A 24,121-nucleotide genomic window follows, 5' to 3' on the forward strand; every position below is an offset into this window, starting at 1 on the left:
GTAAAGGGGCCCTCTGCATAAAGTATCAGCAAATTGCAGTGAAAACGTTTACAATACCTATTTTCGTGCTTTTATGCCATAATTACAATTGATAAAAAAGTTGCGTAGTTTGCAAATTTGGCATTAAAATATAGGTATTATGAGAAGAGAACTTAGAAGTGATTTTACAACCAGACAGACCATGCTTTCAGACCTATTCGAGCTTTATTATTACAGCGATACTGTGATAAAGCCCGTAGAGATGCATTCGCATGACTATTATGAATTCTATCTTTTTTTAGAAGGCGATATAGACATGCAGATTGAAAATGTGGCAGATACAATAAAGCTAACTCCGGGAGATATCGTTGTATTTCCTCCAGGGCTTTTTCACCATGCCATAAAAAGAGTTATAGACAAAAACCACGCAGTAGATGATCAGGCCCCAAAGCCATATCGCCGATTTGTATTCTGGATAAGTGATATGTATCTAAAAGAGCTCTCTAGCATATCATCCGACTATTCATACCTTATAGATGAAGCTGATAAGGGCAGATATGTACACCATCTTGAGACTGCGCTCTTTTATCAGGTACAATCCCGTGCCATTACTGTCCTTGAAGAGATCAGTACTGTGCACTACGGCCATGATGCTTTTCTCAGGATATATTCATCAGAACTACTCCTTACGCTTACAAGATATGTCTACGAATCCGAGAACAAGATAAGCGTACCCGAGAACACAGACATGATGGGAAGGCTCATATCTTATATAGACGAGCACCTTACTGACAATCTGTCCCTTGACGTACTCGCAGAAAAGCTCTATGTCAGCAAGTCCTATATCGTACATGAATTCAAGAACAGGCTCGGCCTTTCTGTTCACCAGTATATTGTTAAAAAACGCCTCGCCGGGTGCCGAGACCTGATGCTGGGCGGCACGCCTATAAGCGAAGCGTATATCACGTATGGCTTTAACGACTATTCAAATTTCTACAAGGCATTCCGCAAGGAGTATAGCTACTCTCCAAGAGAATATGTTGATATACATACTATGCCGGAATAAAACAAGATTCTATGCTTAATGACAATATATTATTCATTGAAGACTTCCCATTTGCCAAACAGACTCCGACCCTTGGAACTGCGCTTTGTCGGGTGATTAAAAAGGATTGTCGTGTTCTTTTGAAGGTGTTATTAAATTCAAGAGCATGATAGCTAGATATTTATATTCTTCTTAGGGTCTGCATGTCTGAGCGCAGCGAGTTTCAGACCCTAGAATATAAATATCTAGATATCATGCCTTGAATTATAACACCTTCAAGACACGACAATACTTTTTAACCACCCGGCAAAACGTAGATCCAAGGGCCGGAGTCTGTTTGGCAAATGGGAAGTTTGCGTTACCTAATCATGATCGCAGGTCAGCCCTTCTGATCATTTATCATAGAGAGGGCTCCATAGAGTATGGAGTCGTCTCCAAGGGCTGCTTTTTTAAGCTCAACCGTACTTCTTATGGACGGCATACAGTATCTGTCAACTTCTGCAAGGATCTTCTCCATGAAGATATCTCCTACAGCTTCCATAACTCCGCCGCCATATACTATGATATCGGGACTTATGGTATTTATCATATTGCCGGATGCGATGGCAAGAAAGTGGCAAGCTCTGTCAACAGCTTCCATGGCAACCTTATCTTCTTTTTCCAGAGCCTTTTTAAGGATCTTACTCTTAAATACGCCACCTTCAACGGCTTCAGCCATCTCACTCTTGCGGCCTCTTGATACCTGCTGTCTTATGTAAGAAGACATACCCTGCTTACTGGAAAAAGCTTCAAGGCATCCTCTCTGACCACAGTTGCATAAGGGGCCTTCGGGATCCAATATCATATGGCCGTACTCGGCAGCTTTGAACTCATTGCCTGTAAAGAGTTTGCCATTAAGTATAAGGCCGCCGCCCATACCTGTTCCTACGAAGAAGCCTGCGACATTCTTATAGCCCTTGGCAGCGCCGTATTTATACTCACCCAGAACTCCTACGTTTACATCATTGCCAATATAGAAGGGCACACCGAATTTTTTCTTAATCGGAGACTTGATATCATAGTTCTTCCAAGGAAGATTCGGGGAAAAGAGTATGATACCGTCTTTTTGGTTTATGACACCCGGAGCCCCTGCTGCTATAGCATTTATATCTTTTTTATCGATTCCGGATTCCTTTATAAGTTCGTCAACAACACTGATTATGACTTCTTCTACATTGCCGGCGCTCTCTCCGCCTTCTTTGGTCTTCTTCTTGAGCCTGTAAGTGATATTTTCTTTTTTGTCGAAGATTGCTCCCAGAATCTTGGTTCCGCCGATATCAAGGCATATGTTGTACTTGTCACCCATGCTTTTTCCTCCTCTTTATGGCCTCCTGATCATATTTTTAGTATACCTTCTTGGTATCAAGTGTTTCTTCACTTTCAAGGACATAGTTGATGGTAGATGATATCGAGAATTCTTCGCCCTTGCCTGCTGAAGAAGTAAGTACTACAGGTATGATCCTGTGAACCTTGAATGCAGCATCCTTTTTAACAGGATCTGTCATCTTATTCATGATATACTCATTAAGTTCACGCTCTGTTGTAAATGTCTGAGATTTTACAATTATCATATATTTACCCCGCTTTCCGCGCCTTGGCGCAATATGCTTTAAGTTATCATGACATGAAGTCTCTTGCCTTCTCTTGTCCTTACAAATCTGATATGACACATACACTTACTTTCACTTCCATCATATTGCCTGAAGTTAACTGCCATCTTGATAGTCTGACCGGTATAGTTGTCAAAACCGCTATAGATAGTATCTATTACTCCATCTCTGTCTTCCTTGGCTACAAGATTTATTATATGTCCGTCGCAGAAATTATGAAGCTGCGTTACAGAACTGCATTTAAAGAATCTTGTAAATTCGCTGTTAACAAGAAGAATAGGATTATTGGCTGATACCTCACATACAGCATATGCAGCAGGCAATGTCTCTAAAATCTCATCTGTTGTAAGTTCGATCTTAATGATCTTTTCCTCATTATCATTATGAGAATACATGCAAAATCGAGCTTTACCGCTATGCTTGGCTGAGTACATTGCCTTGTCAGCCATTTCATACAGATGATGATATTCCTTGCCCTGTGACGGATACATTGCATAACCTGCTGACATGGAGCATTTTACTATATTGCCGTCATATTCTATCGTTACAGGTTTAGCAAGAAGTTCTGCCAAAAACTCATCCACAAAGTCCTTGGACTTATTGGTTATAAGACCCAGGAACTCATCTCCGCCAAGTCTGCATACTATACCATATAACTCAAATTTGTCCTTTAGCTTGGCTGCAACAGCCTTGAGCATCTCATCACCACAGCCGTGACCATAAGTATCATTAACAAACTTAAAATCATCAAGGTCCAACATGATAAGAGCAGACGAGCTCTCAGGATTATTAAACAGATAATCACGCATAACAGGAACAGCACTATATCTGTTCAAGAGCCCTGTAAGGAAATCTGTCTCTACAGCTTTTTTCTCTTTAAGGAGCTTCCTATTATATTCATCAACATCGTAGTTTAAGAAGTAAGCAAAAAGCTCTCCTGTCTCCTGCGACTTAACAACCTGATATGTACAGTGCAGCCATGCCATCTTGCCCTTGGCATAAGAACGAAATTCCAAAGACCCTATCTCATTGCCTGCCTTATACTCTCTTATGATATTGATCCTGTCAAAAAACAGTGAAGCAGCCTCAATATCCTGTATGTCTACCTGAGTGTTGATCATATCCCGAACAACACCTTCATAGTCATTGAACCTTTCCTTATAAGATTTGCTGTAAACCTCACTGATATCACTAAGATGCATATCAATGATGGTATTCTGAGTCAGATTGACTTCAAAGTAGAAGGATCCTTCCAAGAAGTCATTGTAGGATTTATAACCAAGGATCTTGGAGAAATCACGACTTGAAAGCCACATAAATGCAGGGTTCCTTGGAACTTCCTGTAATTTCTCATCCATATCCCGGAGCATCCTTACACGGCTAAAGTCAATATCACTTATACATATCATGAACATTGGCTTTTTTTTGATTTCTATGAAGATAACGTCAAATTTCTGCCATCTGTAATAACCGTCTTTATTCTTGATCCTGAAGTATTCTGTTATGTATTCTTTATTGGTATTGGATATCTTGCCTATTATCTCTTCTTTGGAAAAAAAGTTAACGAACCTGTCTCTGTCAAGTTCATGTACGCTTTCATTTATAAACTGCTGACTATACTCATCACTGGACATGATATGATCAGCGATTGTATATTCAGAACTGTTAATATATATGTTCTCCACAGTCTGCTTCTCAGGATCCAGAACATCAATCTTGTTGTACTGAGTATAGATGAACTTAAGAAGAGCTTGCTGCTTCTCAGATCTTGCAGCCTGCTTATATACAGACATATTAAGGCTCGTTATAAGATAAGCAGATCTGTTTCTGTAAGTTGTGATATGCCTTGCCTGAAAAGTACAATTCTGTCCGTTTAGTATATAGTCACAGGATTCCTGCTTGCCCGAGTTCTTACACCTTATAACAGCATTAACAAATATAGATGGGAGTTTCCTCTTGCCCTGGTTTAGGAACTCCTCGGCTTCATCAAGACTGCTTAGATTCAACTCTTCCAGATGTTTAAGATAAGCAGGATTGCAGCTAAGGTAGATGAGTCTGTCTCTTCTCATCTCCATAATAGCCATGGGAAGACCCTCTTCATCAACATTACCGCCGCTTAGATCAAGCGGATTTGCTGAGAACAGGTTAACCTTACCAATTCTGGTGTAATATTTCCTCATACCCTCAGATTCTCTCTTAAGCTGAGAATTAAAGGTAACTTCTATCTTTTCAGGACGCGAATACAAAAATCCCTGAATATTCTCACAACCTATTTTCCTAAGATAATCTGCAGCTTTCTGGGTCTCGACGCCTTCTGCAACAGTCTGTATTCCAAGATTCTTGGCCATATTGATCATAGACTGAAGGATAACTCTGGTCTCGTGGTTTTCTTCAAATCCGCGCATAAAGATCATATCAAGCTTAATACAGTCAAACTTGTAATCTTTGAGCATATTAAGAGAAGAATATCCGCTTCCAAAATCGTCAAGCCATACCTGATAGCCCAGTTTTCTGAATCTTTCAATACAGTCTCCGACTTTGCCGGGCTCTGTGGCGAAGATGGATTCTGTAACTTCCATGTGGAACAGATCGCTGGATATTCCGTATTTCTTGATAGTATCATCAACTTCCGTTACTATGTCACCGCCAAAAAAGTCCTGCTGGGACAGGTTGATAGACACAGGAACAACTACTGCGCCCAAGTCCAGCTTCTCTTTTATATCAATACATACAGATTCAAAGATGAACAGGTCAAGTTTTCTGATCATCTGGTATTTTTCAAGTATAGGGACAAAATCTCCGGGAGATATCTTGCCTATCTCAGGATCATCCCATCTTGCAAGAGCTTCATAACCGCTCACTTCACCGGTCATAACACGAATCACAGCCTGATAGTAAGGAGTAATATGCCTTTGCTTTATAGCATTATCCAGTTTATCTATTATGAAACGCTCTCTTTGATACCTCTCATCTATAGCAGAATCATAATAGCCGAACATTGAGTCATACTTTTTCCTGATGCTGTCACAGGCAACCTTGGCCTTATTAAGACAAGAATGGGCATCGAAGTCCTTATCTGTAGGAAAATAGATACCTGCTCTCATCTGTAGATGGGTATCCATCCTGAAGGGAAGCATCTCATCACATACACCAACGATTTTGAATTCAAGATCAGCCTTGTCTGTCAGAACCCCAAAATGGTCAGACGCAATACGCCCGCACAGCTCCTGTGGAAAGAATGCCTCAATAGTTCTTGCAACAGTAACAAGACAGTCATTGCCGGCTGCAAGTCCATATGCTTCATTATATGATCTGAAATTTTCCAGATTAAAATAGACGAACGCAATATCCTTACGTTCGGTAGGATCATTGAGAACATGCTGAGCCATAGCGATAAAAGCGGCAAAATTAGGTAGCCCTGTCAGCTCATCTATTGTATTTCGCGGCTCGAGTTCACTCACAGACTTATTCTTCCTTTCCAAGTGTATTACTACAGATGATAAAAAGGTTTCCAAATAAGTATATCGGCATAAATAGATTATTTTTTAGAAATATACATACCAAAATTATACCATAAATGACCCCTAGATAAGGAGATAAGGGACCATTTTGCCAGGTCAATGCCCCGGAGTACCCACCGGGGACAGAGATAAGCTAGGATAGATTCACTTCCGCGCGGCTTTCCTCATACGCTTATTCTCATACATGAGGTCGTCGGCCCTTTTCATGACATCTATAGTTGTCTTATCCCTTGTTTTATCATATACTGCAAATCCCTTGGATATCCATACCTGCTCCCAAGGCTTATTAGCCTCTTCATTGATCGTTTTGACTTTATCATCAAACTGTTCTAACAATACCTGCATATTACTAAGGTCTTCTTTTTGCAGGATAACATTAAATTCATCTCCGCCCATTCTAAATACAGGGCTATGTTTAAACACATCACTTATAGCAAAACAGGCTGTCTTTAAGAATATATCTCCCTTGTCATGTCCGTATCTGTCATTTATAAGCTTAAGATTGTCGCAGTCAAATGTTCCTATAGCAAATTCTACGCTGTCAGGATCTATATCTATTTCTTTTTGGATCTGCTCAAGGGTATTGATCAATGCCCCTTTATTCTTGACATGGGTAAGTGAATCCACAAACACCTGTGAACTTAGATCGCTAATATGCTCTTTGACATTATCAGATAGATTCTGGAAAGCTCTTGTAAGTCTTCCAAGTTCATCATCTTTATCATAAGTCAAAGAAAAGTCATATTCTCCCTTCTCAACCTTCTCAGCTGCTTTAGTAAGCTGTTCTAAGGGACTTGTAAGCCTTTTGGTATATATCATCATAAAAATACTGGCAAGAATCAGAACTTCGACAGAGCATATTATAATATTCAGGACCAGTCTCTTCGCGGTAGCCTGTGTCTGAGCTAACGGGATCGATACATTAAGCCGCATCCCGTTACTTAGAGGCAGCCATACAGCTTTTTTGTCTACACCTTCGTATGTATATAAGACTACATTGTCATCTCCAGTAGCCGTATCATAAGGGATCTCGAATAAATTCCCTGATTTTATCTTAGTCACATCTATAAAGGGATGGTAAAAAAGATATCCGTTTTCATCACTAAGGAATGCATAACCTTTATTTGGAAGTCTTATAACATCAACTTCCTGCGCCATAATTGAATAATCGACTTCTATCCCCACAACGCCTATAAACTTGTCATTGTAATATACAGGCGCATCATAAGATATAACATAAGCATCAAGATTCTCAGTGATATAAGGAGGTAACCAGATGGCTTTACCTTCATGTTTGGGGGCCGTGAACCAGACAAGTTTGGAAGTATCCTCAACATCGTAAAGGGTGATATCAGTAACTTCATGTTCCTTGAATCCTTCTCCCGCAACATTCACATACCAAAATCCCTTGACATCAGTAGAAACTGATGGATCTATACGATAATAATAGGTCAGAACGCCCTTGGTCTTTGATGCCATCATGTCAAAATAATCGCAGACAATCTCCATATGAGCCTCAAGGTCATCCTTGCCCAGGCCTTCAAGATGATTCTCAGCGTAATCAGTGACCTTGATCACAGTATCCTCAACACTGTCAAAATAATAATCAAGACTTCGAACTCCAGCTTCGCACATGTTCATAAGAATCTCTTCGGATTCGCGGCTCTCGGTCCTCTGAATATAGACCGCACTAAGAAAAGTGACGAGCATAAGCGCCCCACAGACAATCAAAAGCATGGTTACTGTGATCCTTGTTCTTAATGAACGCATAGAACTCTCTCTTTTAGTATGCAGACATGTTCATATTTGATCAAACATGAATGAACCAGTATATTAGTCAAAAAGCTCATTTTCTTTTCTTATATCGGGTAAAACAGCTCATATACTGAGATAATATTAGGATCTATTTGCAAAAAAATAGGCTGCGCAATAATCATTTAATGCGACAGCCTATTTAAAAATCAATTATATTTGATCATCGATCAATCCTGTTTTCTGAAAGTAAGCCCCTTCTCTTCATCCATGGCATCCACGATAGCAAGTGATGTTACATCATATCCCTCGCCGCGAAGTCTCTTACCGCCATCCTGGAAGCCCTTCTCTATTGCGATGCCGATACCCTCAACCTTGGCTCCTGCCTGATTGCAGATATCTATAAGACCATTCATGGCTTTACCTACAGCAAGGAAGTCATCCACCAGAAGAACCTTATCATTAGATGAAAGAAATTTCTTGGCAAGAGTAACATTGTAATCCTTGTCGTAAGTAAAAGAATGAACTACTGATGTATAAAGATCTCCATCAAGATTTTTACTCTTGGCTTTCTTGGCAAAAACAACAGGAACACCGAAGTATCTTGCTGTCATACATGCAATAGCAATACCTGACGCCTCAACTGTAAGGACTTTATTGATCCCCTTGTCCTTATATTTGTCATAAAATGCCTGTCCGATCTTATCAAGAAGATCTACGTCCAGCTGATGATTCAAAAAACTGTCTACCTTTAAAATGTTTCCTGCCCTAACCTGTCCGTCTCTGGCAATGCGTTCTTCCAGAAAATTCATGTCTGTTCTCCTTGCTGGGTATATCTTTTATAGTTTTGGTATACCGATATTATTATTATCTCAAACTTCTTGAGTTATTATTTTTTCTTATTTTATATACGGCTTAACCATATTTAGTATAAGCTGTCTGCTCAAGGCAAAATACTCTGTCATGTCAATTTTATTCTCATCTATGAGATACTGAATCGTAAATCCCTCAAGCATTGATACATACTGAGCCGGAAGGATCTCTTTGAGATTATCCGGAAGATTCGGTACGTATTTTACAAGAACATCTCTTATCTCCTGTCTCCACAGGTCATACGACTGTGAAAAACGTGTTCTAGTATCCTCATCGGTTCTGCTCTGTACCCAAAAATCCATCTCAGCATGGTTGTATTCAGGGAAGTTCTTGAGAAGATTCTCTTCATTCTTAGAAAAAACTTCAAGTGCTGACTCAAGTGTATCCTCGGTATTATTACGAAGCTCCTCACGAAGCTTTGGAAAAATGTCCAATATCCTTTTTTGCATAGCAACAAGGATTTCTTCCTTGGTTTTGTAATAGTATAAAACATTGGACTGGAGCATATCAGCTTCTTTGGCAATAAGACTGATCCTGGTTCCGCTTATTGTATGAGATTCGATTACGCGAAGTGTTGCGTCCAGTATTTTCTCTTCATTGTTCTTTTCGATATTCTTCATTTAGTCTCCTCATCTGTCTTCGCGGAAGTATGACCTTCCAAGTGCTGACGGTGGTTGATTCTCAGGCTTATTACGCTTACTTGTGATGACTAGTACTACGATTGTTACAACATATGGAAGCATCTTAACAAGCTCTGAAGTAGCTCTTGTAAGACCCGGAATGTATATATACAGAACATAAAGTGCTCCAAATACAAGCGATCCCCAGATAGCATTGTTGGGGTTCCATAATGCAAGAATTACAAGTGCTATAGCAAGCCATCCTCTGTCACCAAAACCGTTATTGGACCATGTTCCGTGAAGATATTCCATTACGAAATAGAGTCCTCCAAGTCCTGCGATCATAGCACCTATAACTGTAGAATAATACTTATTTTTCTTAACATCGATTCCTGCTGCATCTGCAACTGCAGGATTCTCACCTACTGCTATTAGATTAAGGCCTTTTCTTGTTTTAGTCAAAAACCAGGTAATAATAACGGCTATAACAATAGAAAGATATGTAAGGAAACCATATGAAAACAATAATTTGCCTACAACAGGTATATTCTGAAGTGCCTTAGGAAGAAATGCGCCAAAGCCTTCTGCTGTGTGAGCTACAGATATCTGTCCTACGCCACCTGCAAGTTTTGAAAGTGATCCTCCAAAGAAATTACCAAATCCTACTCCAAAAGTGGTAAGTGCAAGGCCTACAACATTCTGATTAGAACGTAGTGATACAGTAAGTACACTGTACAAAAGACCGCCGAGTCCGCTTGCAATAAGACTGCAAAGTATAGCTATAAGAACTCCTACCACTTTAGAAGGATCATCCGTATTATTTTCATAAAGAAAGGCTCCCATAAGACCTGAAATACCGCCCATATACATTATACCTGGGATTCCAAGATTCAAGTTACCTGATTTTTCTGTAATGATCTCACCAGTTGCGCCAAACAAAAGAGGTACAGCCTGCCCTATTGCCGCAACCAAAAATGTAAGAAGAAGTGTCATGCTGCATCCTCCTTTTTCTTCTCAACTCGTACCCTATATTTGATGAAAAATTCACATCCAATAAGGAAGAATATGATGATACCTGTGATGATGTCAGATGCATTCTCGTTAAGTCCGTACTGAGAAGCTATCTGAATAGCACCCTGCTGCATGAATACAAGAAATGCAGATACAAGGAGCATTCCAAGAGGATTAAGGTTGGCCATCCAGGCTACTATGATTGCTGTAAAACCTCTTCCACCTGCTGTAGAGGTAGATATCGTATGGCTTGCTCCGCTTACGATCACTGCACCTGCAAGGCCGCAGATTCCGGAAGAAATAAGCATAGTACGGATCACTACCTTCTTAACATTGATACCGGCATAGTTAGCTGTATTGTGGCTTTCACCAACAACTGCGATCTCATAACCGTGCTTGGTATATTTCATGTATATAGCCATCATAATGGTTACAACTAATACTATGATTATATTAAGAGTATAGTCTGAGCTTAGTATCTTAGGAAACCAACCGCCTTTATTGGCTGAATTGATAATTCCTACAGAATTAGATCCTGAAGGATTCTCCCAGAATACGATCAAGAAAGTAATTATCTGCATTGCTACATAATTGAGCATCAGTGTGAACAAAGACTCATTGGTGTTAAAATGAGCCTTGAAAAATGCAGGCAAAAAGCCCCATATGATACCTGCGCATGCTGATGCTATAAGTATAAGGATTATAAGAAGCACACTAGGAAGGCTCCCCTGATATATCATAAGTGCTGCTGTAGCAGCTCCTCCCATAAGGATCTGGCCTTCTGCTCCAAGATTCCAGAATCTCATTTTAAATGCAGGCATAAGTCCCACACCTATAAGAAGTAATACTACAGTCTCTCTGACTGTCACCCAGATACGGCGCCTTGAACCTACTGCTCCGTCTATGATACCCGAATATACATTAAGAGGATTCTGACCTGTAATTCCTACGATCACGATCGCACATACGACAAGAGCTATAAGAACAGCGGTAAGTCTGATTCCCCATGCCTTCCAGACAGATATGGTATCACGTTTTGAAAGATGAACCGACATACGTGATGATGTTTTTGTACTTCTTTTAATCATTTAACTCCTGCCTTTCTGGCTCCTGTCATGTACATACCGATTTCTTCTTTGGATGTAAGCTTAGCATTTACTATGCAGCTAATCCTGCCTTCACACAGTACCAGTATTCTATCGCACAGCTGCAGTAGTACATCAAGATCTTCTCCGACGCACATAACAGCAACACCCTTCTCTTTCTGCTCATTAAGAAGGTTATAGATAGTGTATGAAGATGTGATATCAAGACCTCTTACAGGATATGCAACCATAAGAACATCAGGATTAAGTGCAATCTCACGTCCTACTAAGATCTTCTGTACATTACCACCTGAAAGTCTTCTGACAGGTGTATCGATATCGGGAGTTGCAACTTCGAGCTTATCTACAATCCTTTTCGCAAGCTTCTGAGGTGTCTTTCTGTCGGTAAAAAATCTGCTCTTACCTGATCTGTAACTTCTGATCATCATATTGTCAGTAAGGTCCATAGAGCCTACAAGACCCATTCCAAGTCTGTCTTCAGGTACGAAAGAAAGGCTTATCTTAAGATTCTGTATCTCCCTGACAGTCTTTTCAGAAAGTTTCTCTACACTTGCTCCGTTTGGAGGATAATAAAGGATCTCTCCGCTGTCTATTTTCTGTATGCCGGCTATTGCTTCAAGAAGCTCTTTTTGTCCATTGCCGGATATACCTGCAATGCCGAGTATCTCTCCGCTCTTTGCAACAAATGAGATATCCTTGAGTATAGAAAGACCTTCACTGTTTCTAACTGTTACGCCTCTCATCTCGATACGTTTCTCGGGCTTTTGAGGATCACTTCTTTGGATATTGAGTTCTACTTTCTCTCCTACCATAAGCTCTGTAAGAGAGGCAGCTGTAGCATCCTTGGTCTCAACTACGCCCTCGCACTTACCCTTTCGAAGGACAGCTACGCGGTCAGATATCTCAAGAACTTCATTAAGTTTATGAGTGATTATTATGATAGACTTACCAAGAAGCTTCATCTTCTTAAGAACAGTAAAAAGACGCTGCGTCTCCTGAGGTGTCAGAACTGCAGTCGGCTCATCGAAGATAAGGATGTCAGCTCCGCGGTACAGGACTTTGACGATCTCCACGATCTGTTTCTGTGAAACAGACATATTGTAGATCTTCTCTGCAGGAGTAAGGTCAAAACCGTACTTACTTACAAGAGCATCTATCTCCTGATTGACTTTCTTCATATCAAGCTTCATAGCACCATCAAGCCCTAGAATTATATTCTGGGCTGCTGTCAGTATATCTATAAGCTTGAAATGCTGATGGATCATACCAATTCCAAGATCAAATGCATCTTTGGGGCAGTTGATGGACACTTCTTTACCATTTATGAGTATCTGACCCTCGTCCGGATAATAGATTCCGGAGAGCATATTCATAAGTGTTGTCTTACCGCTTCCATTTTCGCCAAGAATAGAGAGAATCTCGCCCTTTTTAAGGGCGAGATCTACCTGATTATTGGCAACTACACTACCAAAGCGCTTTGTAACACCTTTAAGTTCTATCGCGTAATTTTCCATAATAATCCTACTTTTTAACTTTAATTAGTTCGCATTCATTTGCATTAAGTGCTCTTGTCTGCACTTACAATTTCTATTTTGTATCACTATGCATTAGTTTGCATTAGTTTGCATTAGAAGTGATGCCGTCGATGATGATATCAAATGCAGGTGCAGATGCAAGTTCTGATTCGTGGAAATATCCGTCTGATACATAATCAGCATACTTGGCATAATCTCCGCCTTCTGCGATAGCATCTTCAAGTGACTTGCCGCCAACTGTGAACTTGCTGGTATCGAATACGTGAAGAGTTCCGTCTGCAAGAGCCTTCTCAACTTCTGCAACCTTATCAGCTGTTCCATCTGCTACTGCTGTATCATTTAAAGCTGTGATAGCAACTGCTCCGTCGTTGTAACCTGCTGTCCAGTCTGTAGGCATTGCCTCTCCGTTAAGAACAGCCTGTACTGCATATGTGTAGTAAACACCCCAGTTGTTAGTAGCTGATGTAAGAGCGCATGTAGGAGCAACTGTTGTCATATCTACGTTATAACCTACACAAGGAACGCCTGCAGATTCACATGCTGTAGGAGCACCTGTTGTATCAGCATGCTGGCTCATAAGTACGCATCCATCAGCGATAAGTGATGTAGCAACTTCACCTTCTGCTGTCATATCAGCCCAGCTGTTAGTATACTGAACTTCCATAGTAGCTGAAGGGCATACAGATGTAACACCAAGATAGAAAGATGTGAAACCAGAAACAACTTCTGCATAAGGATAAGCGCCTACATAACCAACCTTGGCAGCATCCTCAGTGATCTTGCCGTCAGCGATCATCTCGTTAAGCTTAAGTCCTGCAACAACACCTGAAACATATCTTGCTTCGTAGATGTTGTCAAAATAGTTGTGGAAGTTAGAAAGGCCTGAAGAAGCAGCCTGATAACCTGTTGCATGGCAGAACTGAATCTCAGGATATTCTGCAGCAACCTGCATAAGGTAAGACTCGTGACCGAAGCTTGTTGCAAAGATAATATTACATCCCTGATCTACCATGTCTTCAGCAGCATCTGTACAGGACTCATCTTCAGGAACAAGTGTCTTCTCAATGATCTGATCATCGGAGATTCCAAGAGCAGCCTGCATCTGATCGATACCTTCCATGTGTGCTGCTGTATATCCTTCATTCTCATCACCGATGTAGATAACACCGATCTTGATGTCAGAAGCAGAGAGTGCCTCGCCGCCTTCAGCTTCTGCAGTGTTTTCTGCAGTGTTTTCTGCAGTATTATCAGCGCCATTGTCTGTGCTCTTGCCATCAGATGATCCGCATCCTGCAAGCATAGATACACATGTAGCTGCTGCAAGAACAGTGCTTAATAGTTTCTTCTTCATAATGATCTCCCTTTCCTGGCCCTCTTAAAGCCGTGAGTTTAAAATATTATCTTAAACTCCGTTTGATTATATTTCGATGAAATCAAAATCCCCTTAAAAACATATTAATCGAGAAGGACATCACCTACTCGATCAAAAGAAAATTAAGAGGTATTTATTACGTTATCAAATATAAGTTCTCCGGCTACTAATGTCAATGGATTTTTGAACGACTGTTCAAACAAATTTCAAAGACAAAAAGATGTATTTTTTATTAATTTTGAACAGAAGGTCAAAAAAATCCCCCACATCAAGATCGAGGTGACCGGATGTAGGGGACTATTCTAGCTTTTTTAGGATCATTTTTATGAAAAGAAATCTCTCATTACAGAAGGATCGCTACTTGTATTCTCCATATACAGCTTTACATCCTTGGGATTACCTTTTCGTTCTATCCTGCTACCCTCGAAGATACGCTTGGATACTGAACCTGAGCCTAGTGCAAGGATGCTCTGTGTCTCTTCCATGGTGATTATGTTATACAGGCACATCTTGTCCCCGCGCCCATATCCTGTATTTTCAAAATTGCCGCTTATATTCTTCTGCCTGTAGAGATAATACGGGCCAAGTCCCATACTTCTGGCACCGTCTTCTGCCACTTTCATCATGGCGGATGTGGTATCCATACCTGCAAGGCCGTGATCTGCTACGTAGTCATAGAGTCTTGATGCTCTCTTAATGGCAAGCGAATGAACTGTAAGTTCATCAGGACGAAGCTTAGCTATCTCATCCATTGTGTACTGAACATCACTAAGCTCTTCTCCCGGAAGTCCAAGGATTATATCCATATTGATGTGATCAAATCCCGCTTCTCTGGCCATATAGAAAGAGTCTATGGTCTGCTGTACGCTGTGGTGACGGCCTATAAGTTCAAGTGTTCTGTCTCTCATAGTCTGAGGGTTAACAGATATCCTTGTAACTCCGCCCTTTTTCATTACTTTAAGTTTATCCATAGTAATAGAGTCAGGACGGCCTGATTCTATGGTGAATTCTCTTGAATAAGAAGTATCATAAGAGTCCTTGATCCAGCCTATAAGCTTTTCAAGCTGATAAGGTTCAAGTGTAGTAGGAGTTCCCCCGCCTATATATATGCTGTCAAGTCGCTTATCTTTAAACAAAGGAGCAGTCTCATCTATCTCTTTCTTGATGCAGTCAAGATAGTCATCAACTTTCCCCTTCCAAAGGCCTATAGGCGATGACATAAATGAACAGTAAGCACATCTTGTCGGGCAAAAAGGTATGTTCACATAAAGGCTGTATCCTTTGCCATCCGTTGTGCCTTCAAGGAGCCTGTTCTCTCTGTGCGCTATCTCGATGCTAAGTTCAGTCTTTTCATCAGAGCAGATATAGGTCTTCTTCATATAATCGCCAATCTGCATGTCGCTGTCGCCGCCAAGAAGTCTGTGCATAGCGATCTTAACAGGCCTTATACCTGTAAGAGTCCCCCAGGGAAGCTTTTTGCCTGTCTCTTCATTAAGCGCTGTATACAAAAGGCGCTTTAAGACATTCTTTGGAGAATCCGTCATATCTGCGCTGCAGGCTTCCGATTCTCTTATACAGTCCATGGAAAAAGACTTAACAGCTCTTCCATCCCAGATAAAATCAGCATCGATATGTCCTTCATCCCAGGACAGAGTCATATCTATAGTAAGTATGACATTGGCATCTTCGGGAATCTGCCTCGTTCCCTTTACAAAAACAAGGACATCCTCCTCCGGATAGAAACTTTTGACCAGAGAATGGATGTCATAAAAGTATTTCTCTTTATCTGTATATACTATAATCATAGAACTCACCTTAAAAACGGATTGTAGAGCTTCTCATCTCCAATTGTAGTAGCACCGCCGTGCCCCGGATATACAATAGTATCATCAGGAAGATCAAAAAGCTTCTCGTGTACAGATCTAACCAGAGCCTGAGAACTTCCTCCGGGGAAATCCGTACGTCCAACAGATCCTTCAAATAGAGTATCTCCGCTTATAAGGATCTTATCATCATCAAAACTGTAGCAGCAGGAACCAACTGTATGTCCCGGTGTTCCAAGGAGCCTGCACTTAAGACCGGCAGCTTCGATTATCTCTTCATCTCTTAAAAATCTGTCAGGTTTAATCGTTATACTTTTTCCAATAAAATCATACGAAAGGTTTACTTCGGGATCTTCGCATACCGATGACTCTTTTTCCCAGCACCATATAGGAGCTCCTGAGAGCCTTTTAAGATCTGCAGCTCCGGCCATATGATCGAAGTGGCCGTGAGTTAGGAGTATGAGCTCAACCTTAATATTCTTCTCTGTAAGCTTTTCATACAGATACTCTCCGGCGTCCGCAGGATCGAAGAAGATGCAGGGCACTGGCTCATTACTAGCACTTCTATCTTCTGTATCTTTAAAAACAAAATAACAATTGGTCTGTATGGGGCCAAGTGTTACCTGGCCAACTTTAATATTACTGTCCATTAGAATGTTGATCCAATCTTTGGTATGATGCACAGCCATGCCGACATTATATAAATAATGCCGGCATGCTGATATTAATTCTTAAACTATTAAAATGCTTGTCAATAGGTACTGATGCCGATATAACAGCCTGTTCTTATCAGTCTATTATAATCAGCCTGTTATTATAAGACTATTCTTATAAAACTATTCTTATCAGACCATTCTTATCAGACTATTTTTATCAGACTATTCTTATCAGAATGTTCGTATCAGCCTGTACTTCTCTCAATATCGATGACGCTATCGATCTGTCTTAGCTTATCTGTAACTGTTACAAGCTCTTCACGGCTTGAAACCTGGAATGAAACATCCATGGTAGCAAGGCCCTGCTTACTGGTTCTTGTATTAAGAGACAGGATGCTGATGTTGTTCTCAGTAAGAATTCTTGAAACATCTGCAAGAAGGCCTCGTCTGTCGTTAGCAAAGATCTTGATGTCAGCAGTATATTTCTCAGAGCCAATAATACCATCGCTCTCCCAGCGGGCTTCTATGAGCCTGCTCTTATCTTCCATAGTCATCTCTGCAACATTGACGCAGTCACGTCTATGAATAGATACGCCTCTGCCTCTTGTTACAAAGCCAACGATATCATCTCCTGGAACAGGATTACAACATCTTGAAAATCTTACTGCAACGTCATGAACGCCTTTAACGATAATGGCATTACCACTTCCATTGATCCTTGCAGGTGAGTTTGAAACATTAGCTGCTGCAAGAACTTCTTCATCAGTAAGATCCTTCTTGTGATCTCTCTCATAGAGCTCACAGAGCTTGTTGACAATACCGCCTTCTTTTAAGGCTCCAAGACCTACTGCACAAAGTACAGCATCCCAGTCGTGGAAACCATACTTGCGGATGATGATATTGATATACTCAGTTTTGGTTATATCAGAGATCTCAATACCCTTGGTCTTACAATAGTCAGCGATAAGCTCTTTACCGTGGTTAACATTCTCTTCTTTTTGCTGAGATCTGAACCACTGGTTGATCTTGTTCTTGGTAGATGTGGACTTGGCAATTGCAAGCCAGTCACGTGATGGTCCCTTGGAATTCTGAGAAGTAAGGATCTCAATACGATCACCATTTTGGATCACATAATCAATAGGAACCAGCTTACCATTAACCTTGGCACCGATCATCTTGTTACCAACAGCTGAATGAATGCTGTATGCAAAGTCGATTGGGGTAGATCCGTTCTGAAGATTCTTGACATCACCCTGAGGAGTAAAGCAATATACATCTTCTGAAAAAAGATTCAGATCGCTCTTTAAAAGGTTCATGAACTCTCTGTTGTCGCTCATGTCCCTCTGCCACTCAAGAATCTGGCGAAGCCATACCAGCTTCTCCTCTTCCTGAGTTTCGATCTTCTTGCCATCAGATGCTTCTTTATATTTCCAGTGAGCAGCAATACCGTATTCTGCTGCTCTGTGCATATCAAAAGTTCTGATCTGTATCTCGAATGGCGCACCGTTAGGTCCTATCAGTGTCGTATGAAGAGACTGATACATATTGACCTTGGGCATAGCTATATAGTCCTTGAACCTTCTGGGGATAGGCTTGTACATCTCATGGATTATACCAAGAGCTGCATAGCAGTCCTTGACTGATTCAACGATTATCCTGACAGCGAACAAATCATAGATCTGATCAAGAGTCTTGCCCTGATTGTGCATCTTCTTGTAAATACTGAAAAAATGCTTAACTCTTCCGTTGACTTCACCCTTGATGCCGGCTTCTTTGATAGCAGCTTCAACATCTTTGGCGATCATCTCAACATAGGCTTCACGCTCTTCCTTTTTCTCAGATACCTTTTCCTTAAGATCCTTATAGATATCAGGTTTGAGGTACTTAAGAGACAGATCGTCAAGCTCTACCTTGATCTTACTGATACCAAGACGCCCTGCTATAGGAGAATAGATGTCCAACGTCTCCTGAGCTATCCTGTGCTGCTTCTCAGGCGGCATATGAGCAAGTGTTCTCATATTGTGAAGTCTGTCGGCAAGCTTTATAAGGATGACACGTATATCCTTGGCCATAGCCAGGAACATCTTCCTGAGGTTCTCCGCCTGCATTTCAAGCTGCTCTGCTGTCTTGTCCTTATAGTCGGCAGGAAGCTGCAGACTCTGCAACTTGGTAACACCATCTACAAGAAGTGCTACATCAGATCCAAACTGCTCATCTATCTCGTCTTTGGTGAGAATAGTGTCTTCTACGACATCATGCAAAAGCCCTGCTGCAATAGTCTCCTTATCCAGTTCCAGATCTGCAAGGATAATGGACACACACAAAGGGTGAATAATATACGGCTCTCCGGATTTGCGAAGCTGATCTTTGTGAGCTTCGCGCGCTATATTATAAGCCTTCTCGATCATGGTGATATCATCAGATGGATGATACTTCTGTACCCTGGCTATCAGACCTTCATAAAGCCTTTCCGGTGGCTGAAACTCTTCAATTGATTCAATTTTACCGTCATCAAATCTTTGTTCTAACATTTTCCCTCTTGCGCCAATCTTTTAGTTTTATAGAAAATGCATATACTTAGATCAATATCTATGAAATTGATATTAATCTCTCGAAATTAATCACAAAATATAAATGATTAATCTCTCGGAGTTAATCTTATGATTAACTCCTGGAGTAAAATATTTATGGAACATAAATATTTTATCTCTAGAAGTTAATCATTTATAGAATATAAATGATTAATCTTCCAATTACTTGCCCTCGTATACGACAGCAGAATCCAGTCTGTAACCGGCGATCTTCTGTCTTCCTTTAAGTCCTGCAAGCTCCATCATTACAAGTACACCTGCAACTTCTCCGCCAAGAGACTCAACAAGCTTGATCATAGCTTCTGTAGTTCCGCCTGTAGCGATAAGGTCATCTACGATGAGAACCTTCTGACCAGGCTTAATAGAATCCTTGTGCATCTCAAGAGTAGCCTTGCCATACTCAAGATCATAGTCGATTGAAACTGTCTCTGCAGGAAGTTTACCCTTCTTGCGGATAAGTACAAAAGGTTTATGGAGATTATATGCAATAGGTGTTCCGAATATGAATCCTCTAGACTCTGCTCCTACTACTACATCAAAATCAAGATCCTTAACAAGGTCCTGCATTGTATCAATAGCAAGCTTGAGTCCATCCGGATCCTGCATTACTGTAGTGATATCCCTGAACATGATTCCTTCTTCAGGGAAGTTAGGTATTGTACGTACATAGTCTTTTAATTCTTTCATTATTCCTCTTTTCCATAATCAATGAATGATTATTATAAAATGATGATAGTTTATAAAGGTAAAGGATCAAATCCTTATAATATACCTTTTAGTTAACATCATTATTTAACATATTATAGATTGTGCAATAACGTCATAATGCGCTTTCAAGAACGTGTAATCCTCAGAATCCTTGACTTATAATGCACTTCTAATGATCATCAGTATAATTATTATCGCTTTTAAATAATTATTATAACATTTTACTGATTATATTAGACATATATTGGTAATTTTACCAAGAAAACGCTTGTAAAGCAAGATACTACGCATTTTTATTATGATCACCTCATCAAAACTGCATATTATAGGGCAAAAAATGCACCACGATCATATCGTATTGATATAATCGTGGTGCAAAATATATCTTAACTTATACGAAGTCTCCTGCCATTCCTATGAATGTACAAGTTCTTCTTAAAAACCAAGAGCTTCCGCCATCAGTTAATTAATACATTCCTGGCTGAGGAGCTGGAGCTGCCGGTACAGGCTCTTTGATTGTTGCTACAGCAGCTTCTGTTGTAAGGAATGAAGAAGCAACTGATGTAGCATTCTGAAGAGCTGATCTTGTAACCTTAGCAGGATCAAGGATACCATCCTTAACCATATCTACATACTCTTCCTTATATGCATTGAAACCAACTCCAACTTCAGACTCTTTTACCTTATTTACGATAACGGATCCATCAAGACCTGCGTTAGTTGCGATGCGGAAAAGAGGAGCTTCAAGAGCTTTAAGAACGATCTTAGCACCTGTCTTTTCATCACCTTCAAGGTTCTCAAGAGACTTGGCAGCTTCCTTAGAAGCGTGGATGTATGCGCTACCACCGCCGAAGATGATACCTTCCTCTACAGCTGCACGTGTAGCATTGAGAGCATCTTCCATTCTGTACTTAGCTTCCTTCATCTCTGTCTCTGTAGCAGCACCTACACGGATAACTGCAACACCGCCAGCGAGCTTAGCAAGTCTTTCCTGAAGCTTTTCTCTATCAAAATCAGATGTTGTATCTTCAATCTGCTTCTTGATCTGAGCAACTCTTGAATCGATGTCAGCCTTGTCGCCTTCACCATCAACGATTGTTGTCTTCTCCTTAGTAACCTTAACACTCTTAGCACGTCCAAGGTCATCAAGTGTTGTATCCTTAAGTTCAAGACCAAGGTCAGATGAGATAACCTTACCACCTGTAAGGATTGCGATATCCTGAAGCATCTCTTTACGTCTGTCGCCATAGCCAGGAGCCTTAACTGCAACTACATTGAATGTTCCACGGAGCTTGTTAACGATAAGTGTTGTAAGAGCTTCACCTTCAACGTCTTCAGCGATGATGAGGAGCTTCTGACCTGTCTTAACAACCTGCTCAAGAAGAGGAAGGATGTCGTTGATGTTAGAGATCTTCTTATCTGTGATAAGGATTGCAGGCTCTTCAAGGTTAGCTTCCATCTTGTCCATGTCTGTTGCCATGTAAGCTGAGATGTAACCTCTGTCGAATTCCATACCTTCAACAAGGTCAAGCTCTGTCTGCATTGTCTTGGACTCTTCGATTGTGATAACGCCGTCGTTAGAAACCTTCTCCATAGCGTCAGCGATCATCTTACCAACTTCATCATCACCTGATGAAACTGCTGCTACTCTTTCGATCTGCTCCTTGCCGCTTACCTTTGTAGCCATCTTCTTAACAGCTTCTACTGTAGCGTCTGTAGCCTTCTTCATACCTTTACGAAGAACGATCGGGTTAGCACCTGCAGCGAGGTTCTTCATACCTTCGTTGATCATTGCCTGTGCAAGAACTGTAGCTGTTGTTGTACCATCACCTGCTACGTCGTTAGTCTTTGTAGCAACTTCCTTAACAAGCTGAGCACCCATGTTTTCATATGGATCTTCAAGCTCGATCTCCTTAGCGATAGTAACACCATCGTTTGTGATTGTAGGAGCGCCGTAAGACTTGTCTATTACAACGTTTCTTCCCTTAGGTCCGATTGTTACACCTACTGTATCTGCAAGCTTGTTAACGCCTGCAACCATTGCCATACGAGCATCATCACCTGATTTAATTGTCTTTGCCATGATACATGACCTCCATAATATATTATCTAGTTTGCAGGATATGATCCTGCTTCATATAAAAACTGTTTATCATCTTTATTTCAGATCTTCTTTTTATCCGAAATCAAATAGACAAAATCTTTTTTGCAATTTTTGATTTATTCAACTGTTGCAAGAATGTCGTTCTGCTTTACAATGATGAATGTCTCTTCATCAAGCTTAACTTCTGTTCCTGCATATTTAGAATAAATGACCTTCTGTCCGACTTTAACTTCCATCTTGACTTCTTTGCCATCAACAACTCCGCCAGGTCCAACAGCTATAACTTCAGCCTGCTGAGGTTTCTCTTTTTCCTTTCCAGGAAGAACGATTCCTGATGCTGTTGTCTCCTCTGCTTCAAGCTGCTTTAATACAACTCTGTCTCCAAGTGGTGTTAATTTCATGATAAAGCCTCCTTTATATAGATATATAATTTGCTTTTTTAAAGATTAACAATCATATCTGTGCTTGTTAACTTTAGACTAAAACTTAAGTCTTATAGAATTGTTAGCACTCAAACTCCCTGAGTGCTAACCACAAAATATATAATAATGTTGCGGCTTTTATGTTGCAAATTGATTTACAGGTGGATATTGTAGCATTTTCTCGTAATATCTCTTATATTCTCTCGTTTTCTCTCATTTGCTTCTTGGCCTTTTATCATCAAAAAAGGATACCCCTTCAAACGCGCTTCCAGAGCGGCTTTGAAGATTGTATCCTTCTTTTATAATCCTTTGTTTATTCTTTTTTTATTTTTGACAGGCCTTGTTATTACAAAGCTTCGAGCTCTTTATTATCTGATTTACTTGCAGACTTCCCCCTTACCAGACAGACTCCTACCCTTGAATCTGCGTCTGGCTTTTGTTGGAAGTTTAAAAATCTACCTATGAGGTATATCTTTTCCATGCATATCTATATAGTTCTCTTTAAGGGCGAGAGCCCAGTACCTCTCAGGGATATCCGGCCAACGGGCTTCTCCTCTTTCCTGCTCGCACAGCTGAATTGCTCTCATAAGGATTGTCTGATTAAGATCCACACCTGTTCTTATAGTATGCATTGTAACTGCTGCCCAGGCAGGCGCCATCTCCATAAGTCCTGATGACATAAACTCAGACAGAATCTCTTTTCTGTCATAATCAAGCTGAAAGTATTCTTCTTCCCACCTGTCTCCTTCATCATGAATTATGGCAAACTGTGTCTTGCCGCCATAGTTCCAGGGAATGCCTATAGAGCCTGGATTGACAGCTTTCTTGTCTCTATAGGTGTAAGTCTCCTGTTCATGATGATGACCATGCAGGATAAAATCAGACCTTAGCTGAGCCACAATACGCCTTGTAGTACGGCTCTTACCCATCATGAATTCCCTTGAAGAATTGGGCGATCCGTGGCATAGTTCAAAAGAAGGCATACCCTTCTGCTTCCACATCGAATATATAGGAAGTGAGTCAAAAAAGTTAAAGTCCCTGTCCGTCATATTATTATAAGTATACAAAAGCGTACCGCTGGCAGAACCCTTCTTCCATCCTGACTCGCCCTTTTTCCTATAATCAAGAAGATACTCTTCGCGGTTGCCTCTCACGATCCAGACGTTAAAAAACTTCTGCATCATGTATATCATTTCCATAGTTTTCTGAGGATTAGGACAGTCCGTTACATAATCCCCCAGAAGTACGAAATTGGTAATTCCCTTCTCACAGGCCTTGTCAAAACAAGCCTGAAAGGCGCTGTGATTGGCATGTATATCGCTAAAAACCGCAATGTCCATCTATGTCCCCCACC

General features: G+C 40.6%; 18 protein-coding genes. 1 reads left to right on the forward strand and 17 read right to left on the reverse strand.

All coding sequences use genetic code 11. From position 1 onward, the window contains the following. Positions 1 to 139 precede the first annotated feature (139 nt). Positions 140 to 1,045 carry an AraC family transcriptional regulator gene (locus tag BMX21_RS07205; RefSeq protein ID WP_092042870.1) on the forward strand — a complete coding sequence of 302 codons (906 nt, stop codon included), beginning with the start codon at positions 140 to 142 and terminating at the stop codon, positions 1,043 to 1,045. A gap of 358 nt (positions 1,046 to 1,403) precedes the next feature. On the opposite strand, the gene BMX21_RS07210 is transcribed toward BMX21_RS07205, so the two are convergent. From BMX21_RS07210 to BMX21_RS07290, 17 genes are all read right to left on the reverse strand, one after another. After that, positions 1,404 to 2,369 (reverse strand): ROK family protein, encoded by a 966-nt coding sequence (locus tag BMX21_RS07210; protein ID WP_092042873.1) that lies wholly within the window; start codon positions 2,367 to 2,369, stop codon positions 1,404 to 1,406. Positions 2,370 to 2,406: 37 nt separating this feature from the next. Then, positions 2,407 to 2,634 carry a hypothetical protein gene (locus BMX21_RS07215; RefSeq protein ID WP_022754514.1) on the reverse strand — a complete coding sequence of 76 codons (228 nt, stop codon included), beginning with the start codon at positions 2,632 to 2,634 and terminating at the stop codon, positions 2,407 to 2,409. A 38-nt stretch (positions 2,635 to 2,672) separates the two neighbouring features. After that, a complete protein-coding gene (locus BMX21_RS07220) occupies positions 2,673 to 6,134 on the reverse strand; it encodes an EAL domain-containing protein (RefSeq protein ID WP_143057216.1) in 3,462 nt (1,153 codons plus the stop codon). A gap of 204 nt (positions 6,135 to 6,338) precedes the next feature. Beyond that, positions 6,339 to 7,964 (reverse strand): diguanylate cyclase domain-containing protein, encoded by a 1,626-nt coding sequence (locus BMX21_RS07225; protein WP_092042879.1) that lies wholly within the window; start codon positions 7,962 to 7,964, stop codon positions 6,339 to 6,341. Positions 7,965 to 8,176: 212 nt separating this feature from the next. After that, positions 8,177 to 8,758 carry a xanthine phosphoribosyltransferase gene (locus BMX21_RS07230; protein ID WP_027205430.1) on the reverse strand — a complete coding sequence of 194 codons (582 nt, stop codon included), beginning with the start codon at positions 8,756 to 8,758 and terminating at the stop codon, positions 8,177 to 8,179. 87 nt (positions 8,759 to 8,845) lie between these two features. Beyond that, positions 8,846 to 9,439 (reverse strand): TetR/AcrR family transcriptional regulator, encoded by a 594-nt coding sequence (locus BMX21_RS07235; RefSeq protein ID WP_092042882.1) that lies wholly within the window; start codon positions 9,437 to 9,439, stop codon positions 8,846 to 8,848. Positions 9,440 to 9,448: 9 nt separating this feature from the next. Further along, the gene (locus BMX21_RS07240) at positions 9,449 to 10,432 is read right to left on the reverse strand and encodes an ABC transporter permease (protein ID WP_022754519.1); all 984 of its coding nucleotides are present in this window, start codon (positions 10,430 to 10,432) and stop codon (positions 9,449 to 9,451) included. Beyond that, positions 10,429 to 11,538, reverse strand: coding sequence for an ABC transporter permease (locus BMX21_RS07245; protein ID WP_092042885.1), 1,110 nt, complete (start codon positions 11,536 to 11,538; stop codon positions 10,429 to 10,431). The genes BMX21_RS07240 and BMX21_RS07245 overlap by 4 nt, the downstream gene beginning before the upstream one ends. Further along, the gene (locus BMX21_RS07250; protein ID WP_027205433.1) at positions 11,535 to 13,073 is read right to left on the reverse strand and encodes an ABC transporter ATP-binding protein; all 1,539 of its coding nucleotides are present in this window, start codon (positions 13,071 to 13,073) and stop codon (positions 11,535 to 11,537) included. The genes BMX21_RS07245 and BMX21_RS07250 overlap by 4 nt, the downstream gene beginning before the upstream one ends. Positions 13,074 to 13,173: 100 nt before the next feature. Next, positions 13,174 to 14,442: a BMP family ABC transporter substrate-binding protein gene (locus tag BMX21_RS07255; RefSeq protein ID WP_092042887.1), complete on the reverse strand. Its 1,269-nt coding sequence runs from the start codon at positions 14,440 to 14,442 to the stop codon at positions 13,174 to 13,176. 344 nt (positions 14,443 to 14,786) lie between these two features. Next, the gene (hemZ, locus tag BMX21_RS07260; RefSeq protein WP_092042890.1) at positions 14,787 to 16,268 is read right to left on the reverse strand and encodes a coproporphyrinogen dehydrogenase HemZ; all 1,482 of its coding nucleotides are present in this window, start codon (positions 16,266 to 16,268) and stop codon (positions 14,787 to 14,789) included. Positions 16,269 to 16,273: 5 nt separating this feature from the next. Beyond that, complete coding sequence (locus tag BMX21_RS07265; protein WP_092042892.1) at positions 16,274 to 16,936, reverse strand: MBL fold metallo-hydrolase; 663 nt, start codon at positions 16,934 to 16,936, stop codon at positions 16,274 to 16,276. 251 nt (positions 16,937 to 17,187) lie between these two features. Further along, complete coding sequence (locus tag BMX21_RS07270; protein ID WP_092042895.1) at positions 17,188 to 19,473, reverse strand: RelA/SpoT family protein; 2,286 nt, start codon at positions 19,471 to 19,473, stop codon at positions 17,188 to 17,190. Between the two features lie 222 nt (positions 19,474 to 19,695). Further along, entirely contained in the window at positions 19,696 to 20,220 is a 525-nt protein-coding gene (locus tag BMX21_RS07275; RefSeq protein ID WP_022754526.1) for an adenine phosphoribosyltransferase, read from the reverse strand. 487 nt (positions 20,221 to 20,707) lie between these two features. After that, complete coding sequence (groL, locus tag BMX21_RS07280; RefSeq protein ID WP_022754527.1) at positions 20,708 to 22,324, reverse strand: chaperonin GroEL; 1,617 nt, start codon at positions 22,322 to 22,324, stop codon at positions 20,708 to 20,710. Positions 22,325 to 22,461: 137 nt separating this feature from the next. Beyond that, positions 22,462 to 22,746 (reverse strand): co-chaperone GroES, encoded by a 285-nt coding sequence (locus BMX21_RS07285; protein ID WP_027205437.1) that lies wholly within the window; start codon positions 22,744 to 22,746, stop codon positions 22,462 to 22,464. Between the two features lie 476 nt (positions 22,747 to 23,222). After that, on the reverse strand, positions 23,223 to 24,107 hold the full coding sequence (locus BMX21_RS07290) for a metallophosphoesterase family protein (protein WP_092042898.1): 885 nt from the start codon (positions 24,105 to 24,107) through the stop codon (positions 23,223 to 23,225). Positions 24,108 to 24,121: the final 14 nt, after the last annotated feature.

The sequence above is a fragment of the Butyrivibrio sp. TB genome (assembly GCF_900110805.1).
GTDB classification, from domain to species: domain Bacteria; phylum Bacillota; class Clostridia; order Lachnospirales; family Lachnospiraceae; genus Butyrivibrio; species Butyrivibrio fibrisolvens_C.

What these genes read in the sequence shown, in the direction of transcription:
- BMX21_RS07205 (WP_092042870.1), top strand. Translation starts at nt 140, where the DNA reads ATGAGAAGAGAACTTAGAAGTGATTTTACAACCAGACAGACCATGCTT.
- BMX21_RS07210 (WP_092042873.1), bottom strand. Translation starts at nt 2,369, where the DNA reads ATGGGTGACAAGTACAACATATGCCTTGATATCGGCGGAACCAAGATT.
- BMX21_RS07215 (WP_022754514.1), bottom strand. Translation starts at nt 2,634, where the DNA reads ATGATAATTGTAAAATCTCAGACATTTACAACAGAGCGTGAACTTAAT.
- BMX21_RS07225 (WP_092042879.1), bottom strand. Translation starts at nt 7,964, where the DNA reads ATGCGTTCATTAAGAACAAGGATCACAGTAACCATGCTTTTGATTGTC.
- BMX21_RS07230 (WP_027205430.1), bottom strand. Translation starts at nt 8,758, where the DNA reads ATGAATTTTCTGGAAGAACGCATTGCCAGAGACGGACAGGTTAGGGCA.
- BMX21_RS07235 (WP_092042882.1), bottom strand. Translation starts at nt 9,439, where the DNA reads ATGAAGAATATCGAAAAGAACAATGAAGAGAAAATACTGGACGCAACA.
- BMX21_RS07240 (WP_022754519.1), bottom strand. Translation starts at nt 10,432, where the DNA reads ATGACACTTCTTCTTACATTTTTGGTTGCGGCAATAGGGCAGGCTGTA.
- BMX21_RS07245 (WP_092042885.1), bottom strand. Translation starts at nt 11,538, where the DNA reads ATGATTAAAAGAAGTACAAAAACATCATCACGTATGTCGGTTCATCTT.
- BMX21_RS07255 (WP_092042887.1), bottom strand. Translation starts at nt 14,442, where the DNA reads ATGAAGAAGAAACTATTAAGCACTGTTCTTGCAGCAGCTACATGTGTA.
- hemZ (WP_092042890.1), bottom strand. Translation starts at nt 16,268, where the DNA reads ATGATTATAGTATATACAGATAAAGAGAAATACTTTTATGACATCCAT.
- BMX21_RS07265 (WP_092042892.1), bottom strand. Translation starts at nt 16,936, where the DNA reads ATGGACAGTAATATTAAAGTTGGCCAGGTAACACTTGGCCCCATACAG.
- BMX21_RS07270 (WP_092042895.1), bottom strand. Translation starts at nt 19,473, where the DNA reads ATGTTAGAACAAAGATTTGATGACGGTAAAATTGAATCAATTGAAGAG.
- BMX21_RS07275 (WP_022754526.1), bottom strand. Translation starts at nt 20,220, where the DNA reads ATGAAAGAATTAAAAGACTATGTACGTACAATACCTAACTTCCCTGAA.
- groL (WP_022754527.1), bottom strand. Translation starts at nt 22,324, where the DNA reads ATGGCAAAGACAATTAAATCAGGTGATGATGCTCGTATGGCAATGGTT.
- BMX21_RS07285 (WP_027205437.1), bottom strand. Translation starts at nt 22,746, where the DNA reads ATGAAATTAACACCACTTGGAGACAGAGTTGTATTAAAGCAGCTTGAA.
- BMX21_RS07290 (WP_092042898.1), bottom strand. Translation starts at nt 24,107, where the DNA reads ATGGACATTGCGGTTTTTAGCGATATACATGCCAATCACAGCGCCTTT.